Source organism: Acidilutibacter cellobiosedens (assembly GCF_004103715.1).
GTDB lineage: Bacteria > Bacillota > Clostridia > Tissierellales > Acidilutibacteraceae > Acidilutibacter > Acidilutibacter cellobiosedens.
In genome coordinates, this window is the sequence record NZ_CP035282.1 from 3322859 (window position 1) to 3340697 (window position 17839).

13 protein-coding genes and 1 pseudogene are annotated in these 17839 nt (G+C 33.8%); 3 read left to right on the top strand and 11 right to left on the bottom strand.

What is annotated here, in order from left to right; translation table 11 throughout:
- Positions 1-92: 92 nt before the first annotated feature.
- A pseudogene (locus tag EQM13_RS16065) lies at positions 93-1473 on the top strand (transposase).
- A 291-nt stretch (positions 1474-1764) separates the two neighbouring features.
- On the opposite strand, the gene EQM13_RS16070 reads toward EQM13_RS16065, so the two are convergent.
- Genes EQM13_RS16070 through EQM13_RS16095 form a run of 6 tightly spaced genes read right to left on the bottom strand, consistent with a single transcriptional unit; the run spans position 1765 to position 10576 of the window.
- A complete protein-coding gene (locus tag EQM13_RS16070; protein WP_114218904.1) occupies positions 1765-2850 on the bottom strand; it encodes a hypothetical protein in 1086 nt (361 codons plus the stop codon).
- Positions 2851-2909: 59 nt separating this feature from the next.
- Positions 2910-3866 (bottom strand): HNH endonuclease, encoded by a 957-nt coding sequence (locus EQM13_RS16075; protein ID WP_206172733.1) that lies wholly within the window; start codon positions 3864-3866, stop codon positions 2910-2912.
- Positions 3867-3890: 24 nt separating this feature from the next.
- Complete coding sequence (locus EQM13_RS16080; protein ID WP_114218902.1) at positions 3891-7046, bottom strand: type I restriction endonuclease subunit R; 3156 nt, start codon at positions 7044-7046, stop codon at positions 3891-3893.
- A gap of 1 nt (position 7047) precedes the next feature.
- A complete protein-coding gene (locus EQM13_RS16085; RefSeq protein ID WP_066067885.1) occupies positions 7048-8031 on the bottom strand; it encodes a DUF3644 domain-containing protein in 984 nt (327 codons plus the stop codon).
- 2 nt (positions 8032-8033) lie between these two features.
- Positions 8034-9164, bottom strand: coding sequence for a restriction endonuclease subunit S (locus EQM13_RS16090; RefSeq protein WP_128753209.1), 1131 nt, complete (start codon positions 9162-9164; stop codon positions 8034-8036).
- The gene (locus EQM13_RS16095) at positions 9161-10576 is read right to left on the bottom strand and encodes an N-6 DNA methylase (RefSeq protein ID WP_320054953.1); all 1416 of its coding nucleotides are present in this window, start codon (positions 10574-10576) and stop codon (positions 9161-9163) included. Before EQM13_RS16095 ends, EQM13_RS16090 begins: the two co-directional genes overlap by 4 nt.
- 339 nt (positions 10577-10915) lie before the next feature.
- Here EQM13_RS16095 and EQM13_RS16100 point away from each other — a divergent pair, with 339 nt between their 5' ends.
- Both EQM13_RS16100 and dcm read left to right on the top strand, forming a co-directional pair.
- Positions 10916-11479, top strand: coding sequence for a hypothetical protein (locus tag EQM13_RS16100; RefSeq protein WP_128753211.1), 564 nt, complete (start codon positions 10916-10918; stop codon positions 11477-11479).
- Between the two features lie 549 nt (positions 11480-12028).
- Complete coding sequence (dcm, locus tag EQM13_RS16105) at positions 12029-13531, top strand: DNA (cytosine-5-)-methyltransferase (protein ID WP_128753212.1); 1503 nt, start codon at positions 12029-12031, stop codon at positions 13529-13531.
- A 21-nt stretch (positions 13532-13552) separates the two neighbouring features.
- Here dcm and EQM13_RS16110 read toward each other — a convergent pair whose 3' ends face one another.
- Genes EQM13_RS16110 through EQM13_RS16130 form a run of 5 tightly spaced genes read right to left on the bottom strand, consistent with a single transcriptional unit; the run spans position 13553 to position 17746 of the window.
- Positions 13553-14209, bottom strand: a complete 657-nt coding sequence (locus EQM13_RS16110; protein ID WP_053965563.1) for an NgoBV family restriction endonuclease — start codon at positions 14207-14209, stop codon at positions 13553-13555.
- A gap of 14 nt (positions 14210-14223) precedes the next feature.
- On the bottom strand, positions 14224-14430 hold the full coding sequence (locus tag EQM13_RS16115; RefSeq protein WP_053965564.1) for a helix-turn-helix domain-containing protein: 207 nt from the start codon (positions 14428-14430) through the stop codon (positions 14224-14226).
- 30 nt (positions 14431-14460) lie between these two features.
- Positions 14461-16293: a coiled-coil domain-containing protein gene (locus tag EQM13_RS16120; RefSeq protein WP_128753213.1), complete on the bottom strand. Its 1833-nt coding sequence runs from the start codon at positions 16291-16293 to the stop codon at positions 14461-14463.
- Positions 16294-16296: 3 nt separating this feature from the next.
- Entirely contained in the window at positions 16297-16752 is a 456-nt protein-coding gene (locus tag EQM13_RS16125) for an ABC-three component system middle component 2 (RefSeq protein WP_053965566.1), read from the bottom strand.
- Positions 16745-17746, bottom strand: coding sequence for an ABC-three component system protein (locus EQM13_RS16130; protein ID WP_128753214.1), 1002 nt, complete (start codon positions 17744-17746; stop codon positions 16745-16747). Before EQM13_RS16130 ends, EQM13_RS16125 begins: the two co-directional genes overlap by 8 nt.
- Positions 17747-17839 lie beyond the last annotated feature (93 nt).

Sequence of the window (17839 nt, forward strand, 5' to 3'; positions counted from 1 at the left end):
TTCTGCAAAAAAATATAACCCCTCACCGATTTATGGTAAAATTGAAGTGCCGAGCAACAAATCCACCAAAACCCGAAAGGAGTTATATGTATATGATATCACATAATCAGCTTTCTTTGGCAGATATTTTTTCTGATTGCAAAGAGAAATTTGAAACCGACAAATATCAATTTCTTTCCTTACTGGAAAATACCATTAATCTCGATGAGTTTATTCCTACTTCTTTTTATAATCATTTTTATGCTTCTACTGGACGTCCTCGTAAATACTATCTTCATTCTATGCTTTGGGCTTTGCTTCTTCAGCGAATCTTTTCTATCCCAACAGATACTCTTTTGATTATTTTCCTTAAATATTCTAAGGAATTAAGAGATTTTTGTGGATTTGATAAAGTTCCTGATGGGTCTAAGTTTACCCGTTTTAAACAAGATTTTTTGCTGGACTTACAATCTATGTTCGATACATTAGTTGATGTAACCGAACCGATATGCCAACGGATTGATGAATTTAAAGCATCTATGACTATCTTTGATACCTCTGGTATTGAAGCTTTTGTTACAGAAAATAATCCTAAGTATGCAAACAGGATTATCAAACAGCTTAAAGCTTTTAAAAAGGTTCATGGCCTTGATGATTCTTATGACCCATACAAAGCTGCATATAAATCTATGCCTTCTCATTCTTCTGCTAATCAGCAGATTAAGCAGCTCTACATTAACGGTCATTTCTGCTATGTTTATAAATTTGGTATGATTACCAATGGCCTCGGCATTGTTCGAGATATTTCCTTTTATAATAAAGCTTTCTTAGAAGCTCATCCCGATATCATTGTTGATAAAAAATCTGATTCTCCAGATGAAGATAAATCTCTCTATGATGCTAAGGCTGTGATTCCTGTATTAAAAGATTTCTTTGAAAAACATCCTCTTATTAATCCTAAGACTTTTCTTGGAGATGCCGCCTTTGATAGCTGCACTATTTACAAATCTTTATTGCAGGATATTAAGTTTGAGAAAGCTTATATCCCCCTTAATCATCGTTCTAAGATTCAGAATGAACAATGTCCTATAAATGAAAATGGTATTCCTTGTTGCCCTCATGATCATTCTCTTCCTATGAAATCAGAAGGAACTGCAAAGAGAAAAAATGGATTGGTACGTTTTAAGTTTTGCTGTCCTAAAGTAAAGTGGGTTAGGCAAGAAAATAAAAAGTATAAGCGTCAATGCTATTGCGAAAATCCTTGCACTGATTCTTCCTGTGGAAGAATGTTTTACATATATCCTGAAAAGGACCTTCGGGCTTATCCTGGAACCCTTCGTGGTACGGATGAATGGGATGAGACCTATAAAATACGTTGTGTTGTAGAACAATCCATCAACCATTTTAAAGAAAGCTTTTGCATTGCTAGTCGTAAAACTCAGAATGAAAAAACCCTTCATGCAGATTTACTTTTGGGTGGTATTACTCAATTAATTACAGTTGTTCTTGCTGATAAAATATATAAGCATGAATATATCAGAAGTTTAAAACCATTAATTGCCTAGGTATTTAATTTTTCGATTAATTCAATACTTTTATTTTTTGCACCCTTTTTTAAGAATATCTTAAGTGTAGATAGATATCTTTATCCTGCAAGCCTTATTCTCCATTTATGCATTATTGATAGATAGTTTCGCAATCACCTAATAATTTATAAACATTATTTGCATACAACTAAAAAACACCCATTAGGGTGTTTTTTTACATTAGGTCATAATACTGATTTTAATCCTGCAAATTTGTTATCCAACGTGTAAAAGGCTCTCTATGTCGCTCATACCACTGGCTCGTAGCCAAAAACTTCATTCCGTTAAATTCAAAAATCTCTTTCCAATAGCGGCCATACATTCCATCCTTAATTTGAACAGAAATATCTTTATCATCTTCAACTTTTCTAAGAAGTGGATAATCTATGTTCAGTACTTCTTTTGACCATTGCTTTGACAACATTGAGTTTAATTCTTTATCAGTAAATCGGTATTGCCTATTTGAAAGTTGCCTCAGTGTTTGTCGGACTAATTTCCCAATTTTGTCCTCGTTATTGTAATCATATTGCATAGTATCAAATTCATCTTTCACCTTCCCATTTTTATGTAATGCAGTATAATCTGCTCTTAGATAAACATAATAATTAGTCAATTTTATATTAAACTTCTTGAGCAGCTTCCTTATAAGATTTCTTATGCTGTTTGCACTCAAATTAGTCCAGACATAAATATCAATGTTTTTCATTTTGGCATTTTTTCTATCAACATGCTTTTTGCTGAAATAAGAAATCTTTCTTCCTCTCATGGCAGGGTCATTAATAAACTCTGAAAACTTAGCAGCATCTATCTCTGCTAGCAAATCACATGTTTGCAGCAACACATCTTTCCAGTCTTTTGCTGGATGTCGATTATTATTAAATAAAAATGCAACAACCTTTTTATGGGTGAAATCTTCATAAAGGGTATGAGGTATAGAAGAATCAACTGCATAATCCGAATAATTTGGTATGGTTCTCTGCTCTTCTATTTCATCTGGTTCTTCTTCAGGCTCTTCTTCATCAATTTCAGCATCTATGCTTATCAAAGTTGAATATTCATTAATTTCTTCTTGGATCTCTGCCACCGATTTAGAAAACTCCCACAATTCCATTCCTTTGTCAAAATCCTTATTCTTATGGAATTCTGCTATAGTCGTATTTGTGCTACTCAGCAGTCCATCCAATGCAAGGCTTAGTAAATCCAATGCATCAGAGATTTCAGTCGCATCCTCTGGAAAATACAGCTTAATAAAGTCGATCAATTTGTTGGCATCAATCTGAGCCATTTTACACCATCCCCCTTTTCAATAAATGAATAATGCTTACACCTTCTTTGTTCTATGACTTATCCCAAATATATATTCTCATTATGCCATTCTAAATAGTGTGGACCTGGAAGTTGTTCTTTTTTCCCCGGCAAAATTATCAACTTACTTCCATGGTGTGCATAGTACTCTTTTCCATTTCCAAAGTCTTCCTTGATGCGGCGGCTTACCTCAACATTGAATTCTTTATCAATTGTTATGTACCCCCGATCAAACAAGGTATGAAAATCTCTTCTAAGCAGTAGACCATTATTAATTTCATGAGGTCCATCAAGACTAAATGGTTTAATATGGGCTGCCTCTAATACGGGTAATGTCTTTTCACCAGTTATTGCACATCTTCTATGGTAAGCATCAGTAATAAGGATCTTGAAAGCACCCTGCCCTATTCTTGGTTTTATCTTCTGTTCTTTACCATATCGGCTATTTACGGAGTCTTCTCTCAGTAGATTTTTATTGAATCTCTGGCTATATAACACTTCCTGTATTTGTTGATATAACAGCTTTCCATAATGTTCAGAAGTATCGTACATCTTACCTTGTACGATATTTTTGCTCCAATTGTCCGGAACAGTGATCCAGTCATCTTCTTCTAAATAAAAAGGCATCGATAATATAATACAGCCAATCTGAGGATCCGGATCAGATATACGATTTGTCTTTCTATATTTATATATCCTGTCATGTAACTCGAATAGACTCCTAGCTCCATTAGCTAATCCAAAAGCTTCCCATGCTAATGAAGATGGTAATATTGAGAACTTCAGAAAAAAGCCACCGCCTACAATATAATCTTGTGGACTATGTAATTTAAATAAAAACAAATCCCCTTCATCAAGAGCTTTGAAATTTGTTTTTCCTCCAGGTTTCCAAAAGTTTACTTCGTCACATTTTGCCTGCTTTAAAGTTCTAAACCAGTCATAGTCCGTGATCCCAACATACATCTTCAATATCTTCACCAGCTTTCCTTTGTACACCAATAACGCTCGTCGTTAATGTTCCTACGCCGCCGGATAAGTAGTATATACAAACTCATAAATCTTTCGGCGATATTCATTTAATAATCTATCATCGTAACTATCAGGTAGTTCACTCCATAGGGTATCTCTGATAAGTATATCGACTGCTGCCTGAGTTTCTTCCTTTTCTGTCCAATGATCCAATTCACTGATTTTATCCTTGATTCGTTCCAATAATACCTTGGCAAGCTTTTTAATCTTTTTAATCTCTGACGGAGTAAGCGAGTCCTTTAAAAGCAAATCGTACATAGCCAATTCTTCGTCATTGTTAAATCCTTCCCGTACGTACCTTTTTTCCTCATCATCCAGATCATTTACGAAGTTAGTTAAGTCAATAAATGTTTTCTCTATGGCAGCTTTGTCCTGTTCAGCATTGTATTCCTCAATAATTTTCTGATATCGTTCATAATAGTTAATACGTGATGGGTTGCGCTTCATCATATTATCCAGCCTGTCATTGATAAGCTCCTGTAAATCTTTCATAAGAAGATTCTTATTCTTAACACGTGCAAATTCCTGCTGCAAGCGTTCAAAGTCAATATGGCTAATGTCAAAACGGCGACTTTCAACTAAGTATCCACTACCATCTTCGTTTACATGCTCTGGTAGCTTAACAACATTGATATATTCACTAACTATATTGTGTAGCTGAATCATTAAATCTGTATTATCCGAATGCTTCCTTTTTTCCTGCATCTGGTCATAAACTGCACTGATAGCATTTTTATAAGCTCGGTACTGATCTGTGACTTCTTGTTTTTCGACATACTTAAACAGTTTGAATAATTCCCTAGCCATAACTTCAAAACGTTTCTTCACTTCCTCTGAGACGCACATGGCATTGGCTCCCTCTTGAACCAAGGCCAACTTGTCAAAGTCAACTGCCTGAACGAGATCTAACAAGCTAAAACCATGCTGTTTCATGTATTCGATGATATCATTGGTTAATGCAATGATACGAGCAATCAATTCTGCTTTATCAGGAGCAGGATCAGATCCATCAGTACCGCCTTTAGTTTTTGTATAATCAGCCAAAGCCTTCCTCAGTGCTTTAACAACACCAACATAATCAACAATTAGGCCATTGCTTTTTCCCTCATAAACACGATTCGCTCGTGCTATGGTTTGCATTAAGGTATGTGCCTTTAATGGCTTATCCAAATAGATTGTAGAAAGGCATTTCACATCAAACCCTGTCAGCCACATAGCGCAAACAAATACGATTCGAAATGGATTATCAGGATCCTTAAATTCCTTGTCCATTTCTCGTTTTTCCATTTTGCTGCGATGGGGTTTAATATCCAGTCCCCATTTTTCAAAAGTAGCTACTTCATTTTGTTCCTGACTGATAATAACCGCCATTTCTGTGTTTTTCATCCACTCTAGCCTACGGCTGATTTCCATGTATTCCTGCTGTGTGGCTCCAGATAGCGAAGATTCAATTTCTTTTATTTTTAGCTCCCAATATTTCTGAGCTAAATTAAACATTCGAACTGCAGTTACTTTATTGATGCAAACAAACATGGCTTTACCCGTTGTCCACAACTCAGAGTAATGCTCTACAAAATCCTTTGCAATGGTATCCAAACGTTTTTCACTGGTAAGGACATGAATGTCCTTAGCTAGTTCCTGTTCTAGTTTAGCCTGCTGATTAACATCCAGATCAGCCTGTTCTATTGCATCTAGTAGTTCATCATTAATTTCAGGATTGTCTATTTCCAGTAGATCAGCTCTATTCTCATAATAAAGAGGAACCGTCGCTCCATCATCTACAGCACGCTTGAAATCATAAATGGAAACATAGCCGCCAAATGTTCTTTCGGTAATATTGTCATAAGCGAACAGCGGTGTACCTGTAAATCCAATACGGGAAGCTGTAGGAAGCAATGTACACATATTATCAGCAAATATACCATTCTGTGTACGATGGGCTTCATCTGATAAGACAATGATGTCATGGTTGGGAATAATTGGTGGTTCATCTGGTTTATTAAACTTATGTATCAATGTAAAGATAAAGCTTGGATTTCCTTTTAATTTCTGAATTAAATCTTCACCACTAGTAGCAATAAACTGTTTTGCTTTAGTGGTACCAAGTAAGCCACAAGCTTCAAAGGTATCACTAATTTGCTTATTCAACTCTTCACGATCTGTCAGAATAACAAAGGTTGGGGAGCCTGCAAATTTTCTGCGAATTTTTTGTGCAAGAAATACCATGGAATAACTTTTCCCGCTACCCTGAGTATGCCAGAAAACACCTAGCTTACCGTTGTTCAGTTTTCGATTCTTATAAGATTCAACAGCTTCGTTAACACCAAGGAACTGATGGTTTCTTGCCATAATTTTTGCCGTTGTACCACCAGAAGTATCAAAAAGTATAAAGTTTTCAAATAAATCCATAAAGTTTTTCTTATTACAAATACCTCTCAGCATGGTTGCCAGTTCCACAGAGCCGCTATCATCTTCATGTAGACGTTTCCAATCATTAAAAAATTCGTATTTACTACCCAAAGTACCTACTTTGGATTCCAAGCCATTGGACAACATAACAAAGGCATTGAAATGAAATAGCTGGGGAATGGTATCTAAATAGTCAGTGTAATTGCAGGTGTAGGCATCCTGTACATCTACATTTTGCTTTTTCAACTCTATAAAAAGCAGTGGAATGCCATTCACAAAGCCAACAATATCGGTTCTGCGACGATATAAATCACCGTGAATCTTCATCTCCTTTACAGCAAGAAAATGGTTCTTTTCAGGATCAGAGAAATTAAACACCCGGACCAACCTATCCTCCTGATCGCCGTTAGCTTTCTTAACTTTTATAGGAATGCCATCTCGAAGCATCCCATATTTTTCGCGATTAATCTGCATTAAGCTACTAGAGGATGTATAAGCAAGAAGTGTTTTAATAGCAGAATCACAATATTCTTCAGTTAGCCAGTCGTTATTTTCAAACAGTGCCTTACGAAGGTATCTGGTAAAAACAATTTCTTTATAACTTTTACGCCCGAAGGTACCATTCTCGCCGAGGACTTCCTTATTATAGGCAAACTGAACATCCCACTCTAATTCATCATGAAGTAGGTTTCCCGCACTATTTTGCACTAATATATTTTCAGAATATTCCCAGCTCATCTTATACACTCCCTTCGTCATACATTCTTATAACTTCATCAACTGCTTTCTCAGAATAAAAATACTTCTTTGTACCTGTTTTTATTTTGGGGTCTAAATATCTTGTCTGACATAATGTGTTATTCTTTTTTATTTCTTTCATAATATCATTGAATATACTATTAAACTTAATGTCTGGCCGATTCAGCTTAATTCGTTGCTGTAGTTCTTTATAGGATAACGGTAACAACTCAGGTTCCAATCGAACCAATGGTGCCTTCTCATCATCTGTAATTCGAACCGCTTTTATTAGTCTAACATCAGCATTTGCTTGGTCTATAGCAGCAACTAAATCAGCGTTTTCTGCCTTCTTAACACTCGCTGTAAATAAATCAAAACCAACGATAATTGTGTCGTGAACTTGTTCTTTGTACAAGGTCTTAATGCTGTCAAGTACTTTATTCACGAATTTATTGCTTCCTTTGCCACCCTTTTGTTTAAGATATTCCACAGGGTCAAAAGGTAGTTTCAAACCAACAGGTAATATTATCAGGTTATCATTTTTAGTAATGTCTTTATTAAAGTACTCCTTCAGAAAATTATCATAATTCAGTACTGCTTTGCTAATAAGCATAAAAATGATAGGATCTAACTTTTCATCAGCATAATGAATATTAGAACATCGAAATTCATTCAATAATATGATGTTATCAAACACAGCTTGAAATTCTTTGTTCTTTTTAACCGTATTTATATTATCTCGCACAAGCACTGCAGCTTTTGTTAATGAAATTGTATGCTCACTATTCTTTTCAAAGATTCTCTTTCTGCCTATAAACTTATATACATATGCTTTAAGCGCTAATTCCCAGGCGTTTACAATTAGTATAGTTGCCGTAGGATACCTATAAGGAATATTAGGCTTATTATGTATCTCAATTCCTGCAAATAGTGCAGCCTGTGATGAATCTAAAAGTAGTTTTGTGATAGATTTTCCTCTTGGCATTATTACACCTCAATTTCACCACTCATTAGTTTAGAAAGAAGTTTATCTCGTGCTTCTTTCAACTTCTCATTTTGCTTACTCAAAGCAAGAATATTGCTAAAGAATGGTTCAACCAAATTGTTAAATTTTTTAAGAATCTCATTTTCTGGCTTTAGTAACTCAATATTTTCAAATTTTGTCTTATTAACATTCGTCATTGTTGCGCCATTGCTTCCAACACCTTCAAGCAATGATTTTATTCCCTTCATCTTAAAAAACATATAATATAAATGATCTTCGTCATTAAGGACTATAGAATTTATCTGCTGATTTGTTTGGCATACCTCGTGAGTTATGCAAACAAGACCTACTGTAGCTATGCAAGAAACCATAATACTCTTCGGTGGCAAAAATTTATTCTTCTGTGTGTTTGCTCCTCTCTCAGATAATTTCACTTCGGTTTTTAATGGGTAGATAACACCATGCATATCTGGAATTTTTACAAAGGGTATATCTTCACCATAATTTTCGACTATCGCTGTAGATGGTGTTTTTCCAGTAATCACTTGTCCCATTCTCTTTACTCTAGTCAGTTTCCACCCCTCTGGTACACCATCTTCTATCTTAGTCTTTTCATGTCCAGGGAATCGCAACTTTACAAACCATTCTTTATATAACCACATGGCAGCCTCTTCCAGTAACTTAATCTGCTTTTGGTTATTTTCTATTAAATCATCATAAGCAGAAAGGATGTCTGCAATTCGCTTTTGCGTGGTGAAATCCGGAACTCTAATACTAATTGAGCTAAGTGTATTTCGATTTAAAGTCGGAACTGCAGAACCTCCCCCGTGCTTATCGGTAGAAAAATTCATTAAAAAATAATAAACAAATCTCGGATAGTTTCCTTTATAATCCTTTACATATAAGGTAGTATTATGTGGCCAGTAGTTATCATTTATATATTGAGCTTTGCCAAGTGTTCCAGATCTTCCAATAACAACTCCGGGACCATCAGCTTTATACTGATTATGATATCCCATTATTGATGTAGAACTTACAACTGGATAGGGGCCATCTATAAATTGTTCTCTAGTTAAATCATGACCTCTTTGAAGCTGTATAAAATCTATAAACTTTTTATTCTCCCACTTCATATCCCCAGCTCCTCAAAATTCGCCGAAATAATATCCATTAACTGGTTTGCTTCTGCCTGCAAAGTTAAGAGTTCCTTATGTATTTCAGTCATTCTTTCTTCAAAGTTTTCATCATCTTCTTCTACACGAGCTACTCCCACATATGCACCCGGAGTAAGGCTCCAGTTCTTTTCTTCTATTTCATCTATAGTTGCAACTTTACAAAGTCCCAGAACATCGGTATATGTGCCGTCTCCGAATTTTTCAGTGAGCCACTTTGCTTCTTTTATAACTGTGCGGCAGGCCTTGATTTGAGATACAACCTCCTCAATGCTAGCAGAAACAGACTTTTTAAAGCGATCCCAAGTTGATGCGGTTTCATCTATAGATTTAGCAAACTCCTTAGCCTCACCCTTCTCCAATCCATCACCGTACTCACAAAGAGCTTTTAACGAAGCATTAAGTTCTGTAGTATACTTTTTCAACAAATCATTCAGTGGCAACAGCTGGTTAATATCCTCTGCATTTTTTATGATATCTAAAATCTGAACTCGTAATGGTTTAAGTTTCTCGCCATAGCCTTTCAACAATACCGACACACTTTCAAACTCAGTATCGAGTTCTTTACAATCATTGATAATTTGAGTCCAATAATCCTGTAATAATTTTGCGTACTTTCCCTTTTCTCCACGATAGAGCCAGACTATAGCATTTAGGTTTTTCATCTGCCATTCACTCCACTCATTGAGTGTTCGATCCACTACGGTATAGTAATTACGTGAATCTATAAAAAGTACTTTATCCTTCAATTCTTCTTTCTTTCCCTTATCAAAGAACCACAGGGAGCAAGGTAATGAAACCTTGTAAAAGAAGTTATTAGCCACTGACATTAAACAGTCTACATGCCCGGTCTGAATAAGCTGTTTTCTTATTTCTCGATCCTTATTGCCGCTATCTGTAGCAGAAGCAGCCATAACAAAGCCAGCTCGTCCGCTATCATTTAAATATGCATAGAAATATGAAATCCAAAGATAATTAGCGTTAGAGACTTCCTTTTTCTGATTAACCCCCGGCAGCCCAAAAGGTAAGCGTCCTGCATTCTGAGTAGATTCTGCTTTTACTTTATCTACATTAAATGGAGGATTAGCCATTACATAATCGCAGCTACCTTCCAGATTATGAGCATCATGATAGAAGCTGTTAGCCTCATCACCAGATTTGATCTTTGCATTCAGACCATGTACAGCCATATTCATGATACATAACTTCGCATTAAACTCTACTTTTTCTTGTCCATAAAAAGTCATTACAGAATTAGCATTGATGCCTTCAGCATTAACAAAGTCACTGGAAGAAACAAACATCCCACCACTTCCACAGGCTGGATCTATGTTCTTACCGTCTTTGATACAATTTAAGAAACTAGACTTTATAAGATATTAAAGTTAAATTAACACTAAAGCCCTTGATATATGGGTTTTGTCTAATTTATATGTATTTAAAATTTCTAGATTCTTATGGCCAGTTAATAAATACAACCACCTATAACCTTTGACTTCTCCTATCATTTTTATTTTTGAACACACCATTCCTACACTTTATAGGAATAATTAAAATGTATATGCAAAATTAAAAGGTTCTCTATAGAGTGTATTATACTTGATATGTATGGGTTTAACCACCAGATTATAATAATTCTAATTTAAAATATTCTGCAAATAAAGTATACTAGAATTATAACCCTACTATTTATTTAAATTGGAGGAAGTCAAATGAGAGAAAACGAATGGACAAATAGTATAAAAGAATTACTCCAAGAATCTAACCTTGGAGATAATATTTACTTTGATACTCTAAATAAAGTACCCTATGCCCAGGAAATCCTATCCTATGATTTAGACTTTGAAAATGATAAAGAGCATACAATGTCTTTTGAAACTGATTTACTTGTTTTTGAGAAAGAAGAATCAATAAAGCCACGTATCATCATTGAATCTAAAATTAATAGCATTACAACCCATGATGCTATTACATATAGTTATAAAGCACAGACCCATAAAAATGTAACTCCATATATTAGATATGGGATTATGCTAGGGAATAGAAAACACTACCCCTTGCCTGGTAGATTGTTTAGGCACGGCACTAACTTTGATTTTATGATTAGTTTTAGGGATTTTATACTATCAAATGATGAGAAAATGGTTTTTATAGAACTTATTAAGAAGGAAATCTCTTATTCACAAAAGATTGAAGAAATGATTTATGAAAGTCGTACTAAAAATAGAAAGCATTATTATATTCTACAAAAGGAGCTACGACTTGAGGAAATGTAGATAGTAGGAGGTCGATATCTGATGGAAGATAGAACAAAATTAATAGGTGATATAAGAACTGTTTTGAATTTTTACCAATAATTATCACCTAATGAACTTTATTATAACCCCAAATATGAAGGAGATGACGATGGAAAATATCTCTATTTATGCCTAGAGCGTACTGCAATTGACCAAGCACATAATGAAAGGGCAACATCTAGTAGGTATGCTATTTAGTCACATGATATTCGTTTTCTTATAAAAAGTGCCTTAGATTAGATAATACGGAAAATAAAAACTCAGATTTAGTAAAAGAAAAATTGATTCTCGCACTTAATTCTATAGATGCCTTTGAAGATATTATGACTGTTTTTGATGGTGCGATATATAAACCTAAATACTCTGATAAACCACGAATATTTGACGGCTATTCTAGACACTTAGGAGAAAACAATAAATAGGATTTTTTATTGTTAAACTAAAGAAATAATTTTAGGTCGGGATTTAATTTACTTGAAAAAACAATGCCCTCATGTTATAATCATATTATTGAATGGAGGTATGAGTATGCATGGAGGAAATAGAAAAGGTGCTGGTAGAAAGAGCAGTATAAATAAAAAACAACCTGTAACGATTTACTTAAATAGCCAAGATAAAAAGTTCATTGAAGATGCACCATTGCCTGACTGCACTAGTTTTTCTGAGAAATGTAGAAAGCTACTTGAAATGGGTGTAGATAAATTAGAGTCAGAGCTTAATCAAGAAACAAATGAAGTAACTTATATTGATTTATTCAGTGGACTAGGTGGAATAAGAATAGGCTTTGAACAAGCACTTAATGAATTTGGATTAAAAGGTAAGTGTGTATTTTCATCTGATATAAAGCCCTCTGCAATTAAAGCATATGAATTTAATTTTGGAGAAAATCCAGAATGCGATGTAACAAAAATTAATCCTACCAATCTACCCAATTTTGATTTCTTATTAGCAGGTTTTCCTTGTCAGGCATTTTCACAAGCAGGGCTAGGATTAGGATTTCAAGATACGAGAGGGACACTTTTTTTTGATATCACTAAAATTTTATTAGCAAAAAGGCCAATTGGGTTTGTATTAGAGAATGTAGAAGGACTTGTACACCATGATCAAGGAAGAACTTTTAAGATAATACGTAAGACACTAGAAGACATGGGTTACTTTATACAAGCTAAAGTATTAAATGGAAAAGATTTTGGATTAGCACAGTCTAGAAATAGAATTTATATTATTGGACTTAAAGATATGCAAGTACAAGAATTGGTAGGGTTTAATAAGAAGACATCTGTGCTAGGGGATATTATAGATGAATCTACACCACCTATACAAACAGAATTTACTGAAAAGCTACTTTCCCATTACAAAATAGATGAATTATATGGGAAAGCTATAAAAGACAAACGTGGTGGTAGCAATAATATCCATAGTTGGGATATTGGATTAAAAGGTGAGGTAAGTAAAGAGCAAAAAGATCTTTTAGAATTGTTATTAAGACAGAGAAGAAATAAGAAGTGGGCAGACATAATAGGTATAAAATGGATGGATGGAATGCCTTTAACAGCAGAAATGATATCTTCATTTTATCCACATCCTAAGCTGCAAACCTTATTAGATGATTTAGTTACTAAGGGATATCTTGCTTATGAACATCCCAAGCAATTAATTAATAATAGAAGAGTAATAGATACTTCACTAGAGAAAGGATATAATATCATTACTGGAAAGCTTTCATTTGAATTTACCAAGATACTTTGCCCCAACAGTGTAACACCTACAATAGTTGCAACAGATGTTCATAAGCTAGCAGTACCAGTTAATGGAGGAATTCGAACCCTAACTATTAATGAAGGTCTAAAATTGTTTGGTTTTCCAGATAATTACCAGCTTGACTTTATGAAAGAAAGTGATGCATTCGATTTACTTGGTAATACAGTTTGTGTTCCAGTTATAAAAGCAGTGTCTGAAAAATTATTAGAATCATATTTAAAATCTACAAGTCGTATAGAGTATATGGAGAAAAAGAAAATGGTGCTATAGTTAAAAGCACCATTTCCTTTTTTAATAAGAGAGTACTTTTTCGAGCCATTCATCTGCTGAAAAAGGTATAGTAGTATTTGGGAATATTTCAAAAGTCTTTTTAACGGCATGTATAAATTCATTTTTATTTTTAAAACTTTTGTCTTCATCACGTGCAAAGTTAAAAGGTCTCATTGCATACGGCTGTCCACGTTTTACTTGCAAACCTATAGGATACTTTCTTGAAGGAGAAGTGATTTCCCAAATATACTTTAGATATACCTTTTTTACAATAAACCCTTGTGAAAATCCATCATCCATTGGCTGGTAACCTAAAATAAAGTAATGAGCATCTAATTTCCCAGGACTTTCATATGTTGTAGCTAGAAAGCTTGAAAAGTTTGCTAGGTCAAAAGCAGGTGAATTATTATAGTTCCATGCTTTAACCTCAACATCATGACTAGTGTTTCCAAACATAGCTACAAAATCGGGGAAAGCTTGGGTATTGTCTCCTGGTCTTATATCAATTCCCAGATGCTGAAACCAATTAGGTAACCACTCCTGTAAGCAATTACCTATAACATCATTTCCAGAATATACATGAGTTTTGTTTGCAAAATTAATTGTTATTGTTCCATGTTGCCCCTCGAGTTTATCCTGAGTTATTGAAAATAATTCTTCTAAATTTTTGATTTTCATAAAATCCTCCTATGTCATTCTTTTATCGTTTCCATAATATCCTCTAGATTACAATCTAAAGTTTCACATATTTTTAGCAACACTGCTGTTGTTATATTATCGCCCCTACCAAGCTTAGCTATTGAAGCAGAGCTTATACCAGTGGCAATTTTTAAATCTTGTTTATTCATATTTTTATCAATTAACAATTTCCACAACTTGTTATAGCTAATTCGTAGCATTTTGCCACCTCCGTTTTATCAATTGCTTCTTTAGTCACTATAAACATCATGTAAAAATCCATAACGGCTTTCTTTATATTTACTTTCGTACTTATTTTGAGTAAACTCTATTACTTTAGCACCACTTATTTCATACTCTAAATCTGGTAAGTCCTTTGTGTTTTCTACAACTATCATTTGTCCCTCTGATTGATTATCTATAAAATATTGGAATAGTGCTGTTCTCATACTAGTAGGAGCATTATCTTCAACCCCCTGATCCAAACCAAGTAAAGGTGTATCAACAACAAAAAGGCCAAGTTTATATAGGGCATCTTCTTGTAGATATTTTCTAAAAGTTAGTCCTAAGACAGTATTAATAAAAGCCCAATAACCTTTACCATGGCTATCTTCTTTTGCATATCCATTTACCTCTAAATCAAAGGTCCCCATGTTAAAATGAGCAGTATTTAAATTCTCGTATTTGCAATCAGTTAAAATTGAATATGCTATTTCATCTATCCGAGAATTAAAATTTACTGGAAAATGTTCCTTTGGTTTAAACTTGGGTTTATTTGAATCTTGGTTATTCTCTTGCTTTTGTAACTCTGTAATCCACTCTTGTGATACATTATGTAATACATCTGATTCTTGTTGAATTTGTATATAAGTGCGATACTGCTGTATCCCTTCTTTTAATTTATCTGCAAGTGGTGTAAGTTCTGAATTTATCCAATCTTCAATTTCTGTTCTTCGTTCTTCAATATTTTTAATTTTTTGTTCAGTATCATTTAAAATCGAAACAACATCATTTTCACTTTCAGATAAACCTTGTAATTGCTTTATGATGCGATTCAACTCAGCCCTTGAAGCTTCGATATAAGATTCTTTTTCTTTAGGCTGAAAGTTTCCATCACAAAAGGGACATTTTTTATTTTTATCTAACGAGTGTATATGTTTTTCACCATCAACTATAAAAGTAAGTCTTTTTATATCAGCTGTATACTGGGTTTTAAGGGATTGAAAATGTGAATATGTTACCTTAGTTTCTGATTCTTTCTCCTTGAAATCAAGTAGGGTGCTAAGCAAATCTTTACTTTCAGCTGTAGCAGCTACAATGGCTTCTTCAGTTTCTGTTAAATTATCAATTAATTTCTGCATTTCTAATTCAATATCAAAATTATCAAAAGAAAATAATACTTTTTGAAGTTCTTCTCTTTTTTTAGACATTTGAGTAATCCTACCATTTACAAATTGCCGAACAGCATCTCTTTTTGCTTTACTTATTTCGTCTTTATCTTGCTCCTCAGCATCTGGATAATCATTACCAGCAAGGAGGAAAAGTAATACTGCAAAAAAGTAAGGTTCTTGAGTAGGCGATGAGGGCAAAAGTACAGATTTTGGATTTTCAATATCTTGTTCCTTTAACCAGAAAAGTCGCATGATAGTATTCCATTTTAAACGTTGTCTAGTGAAATCTTGAGTGCTTATTATCATCGGTAGCTTATTAATTCCTATTAATTTAAGCCATAGCTCATTTAAAACAGGTCTTTTATTTCCACTCCCTTTATATTCAATATCATAATCTCCTGAATCTATTGAAGCTATATCTGATACTACATTAACTATATTTCTCCCTATTGATCGGGAAAGCTTTAAAGAACCATTAGGGGTTGTGATATCTAAGCTGACTCTATCGTATCCGGTTTGTTCTTTTTCAAAAGGTTTTCTTATAACTCCCATAGCAAATTGGATGGATTTTAAAACACAAGTCTTGCCAGAATCAGAAACACCACAAATAATATTTAATCCTCTATTAAATGTTACTATGGCAGGAGTTTTTCCAGTACCAGTTGCTGTAACTTTAGATATATAAAATGACATTTGTTACTCCTCCTTCCGTAGTAATTTAGATGCCTCTTGGCTAATCAAATTAAGAATTTCTTTTTCAGTTTTTGAATTTATATATTTAATGGCATTATCTACATTGGATTTATACTCTATAGCATAATCTGAAGTTAATTTATTACATAGTGATTGTCCTTTATCTGTAATAGAATAAAGAAATCCTTTCTTGGTGCATGATACTTTTACCATATCTTCTAGAACTAGTTCTTTTATTGCCTTTTGGCCTAATGCTCGCCTGATAGAAAATTCGGAGAAGCTAAATTCATTATTCCCATGAAGATTGTTGTCAGATAATCCAAACTCTTTAGAATAATTTGCAATAAAATCAACTGTGACAAGATTATCTAAAGTAAATCTACTATTTTTACACACAGATAAAACTAATAATAGTCTTATTGATATTTCAAATGTGGTATTAAAAACTATATCACTCATCTTCATTTACCCAGCGAATGCTACCTTCATTTACTAATAAATGACAAGTTCCTTTCTTTTCTTTTGGCCCTACAAGGTTTTGCATGTTACTAATAATAGAAGTCGTAGAACAATCTACAACTTTTTTCATCACAGCTAATAGACGTTTATACCCATCATCATAATCATCCCATAAAGTATCTTTTATATAGTCGTGGGTTTCAGATTTCCATTTCTTTGCATGTTCCTCTCCTTGGAAAATGGATTCTCTAATAAATCTATCTATACGAATAGCACTATAATAGTTGATTCTTTGGTCAGAGAAATTTCTTTTATATTTCATAGGCAGAGAGTCTAAATCAGCTTTTGATATTTCACCTTTTTTTATAGATTCAGCATAAGCAGCAAGTAGTTCACGAACATAGGCTTCTTCTTCAGGAGCAATATCTTTTGGTGGTTCAATTTCTTTTGGAATAAAAATTTCTGCATCACCAATATGTAATTTACCGTCTGATTCATCATAATAAATATTTTGACTAGGGAAGGATTTAAGTTTTTGAGTAGAACTAATATTACCTGAAAGCTTTTTACTAGAAGCTTCTCGACCTTCATAAATATCATCTAAAATTTGTAAGAATAAATCAGCACATGCATACCCTAAGTTATCATCAGAGTTAAAATCTGGAATCATTGTTTTAATTTCATCTTCTATAGCCATTTGATTATGCTCATTATATTCATTAATATAACTAGCAAATTTGTCTGTATTTTTACGACTAATGGCTTTATGTACTTTACTTGGATTTAAAGGGTTTGTACCATTAAATAGCCTGTCCAATGTATCTGGCTTTAACCCACCAAAAGGATTATATTTGTCACCATTAAATAATATTAATTCTTCATTAGTTTGTGGCTCCCTCATAATATTGTCGAAAAGTGACAGAAAGAACTCATGTGGTTTGTATGTGGTGTCACTGTGTTTAAACAATACATTAGCAAATTCACTAAAAAGCATTATCTGCCACCTCCAACTATAATTCCGAATCATTCCGAACCCTTCCGAGTCCTTCCTTAATGGAAGGATCTTTTTTTATATAATTTTATTAAG

Bases quoted from the DNA above. Each gene is read 5' to 3' on its own strand.
- EQM13_RS16070 (WP_114218904.1), bottom strand. From the start codon at position 2,850: ATGGCTCAGATTGATGCCAACAAATTGATCGACTTTATTAAGCTGTAT.
- EQM13_RS16080 (WP_114218902.1), bottom strand. From the start codon at position 7,046: ATGAGCTGGGAATATTCTGAAAATATATTAGTGCAAAATAGTGCGGGA.
- EQM13_RS16085 (WP_066067885.1), bottom strand. From the start codon at position 8,031: ATGCCAAGAGGAAAATCTATCACAAAACTACTTTTAGATTCATCACAG.
- EQM13_RS16090 (WP_128753209.1), bottom strand. From the start codon at position 9,164: ATGAAGTGGGAGAATAAAAAGTTTATAGATTTTATACAGCTTCAAAGA.
- EQM13_RS16100 (WP_128753211.1), top strand. From the start codon at position 10,916: ATGAGAGAAAACGAATGGACAAATAGTATAAAAGAATTACTCCAAGAA.
- dcm (WP_128753212.1), top strand. From the start codon at position 12,029: ATGCATGGAGGAAATAGAAAAGGTGCTGGTAGAAAGAGCAGTATAAAT.
- EQM13_RS16110 (WP_053965563.1), bottom strand. From the start codon at position 14,209: ATGAAAATCAAAAATTTAGAAGAATTATTTTCAATAACTCAGGATAAA.
- EQM13_RS16115 (WP_053965564.1), bottom strand. From the start codon at position 14,430: ATGCTACGAATTAGCTATAACAAGTTGTGGAAATTGTTAATTGATAAA.
- EQM13_RS16120 (WP_128753213.1), bottom strand. From the start codon at position 16,293: ATGTCATTTTATATATCTAAAGTTACAGCAACTGGTACTGGAAAAACT.
- EQM13_RS16125 (WP_053965566.1), bottom strand. From the start codon at position 16,752: ATGAGTGATATAGTTTTTAATACCACATTTGAAATATCAATAAGACTA.
- EQM13_RS16130 (WP_128753214.1), bottom strand. From the start codon at position 17,746: ATGCTTTTTAGTGAATTTGCTAATGTATTGTTTAAACACAGTGACACC.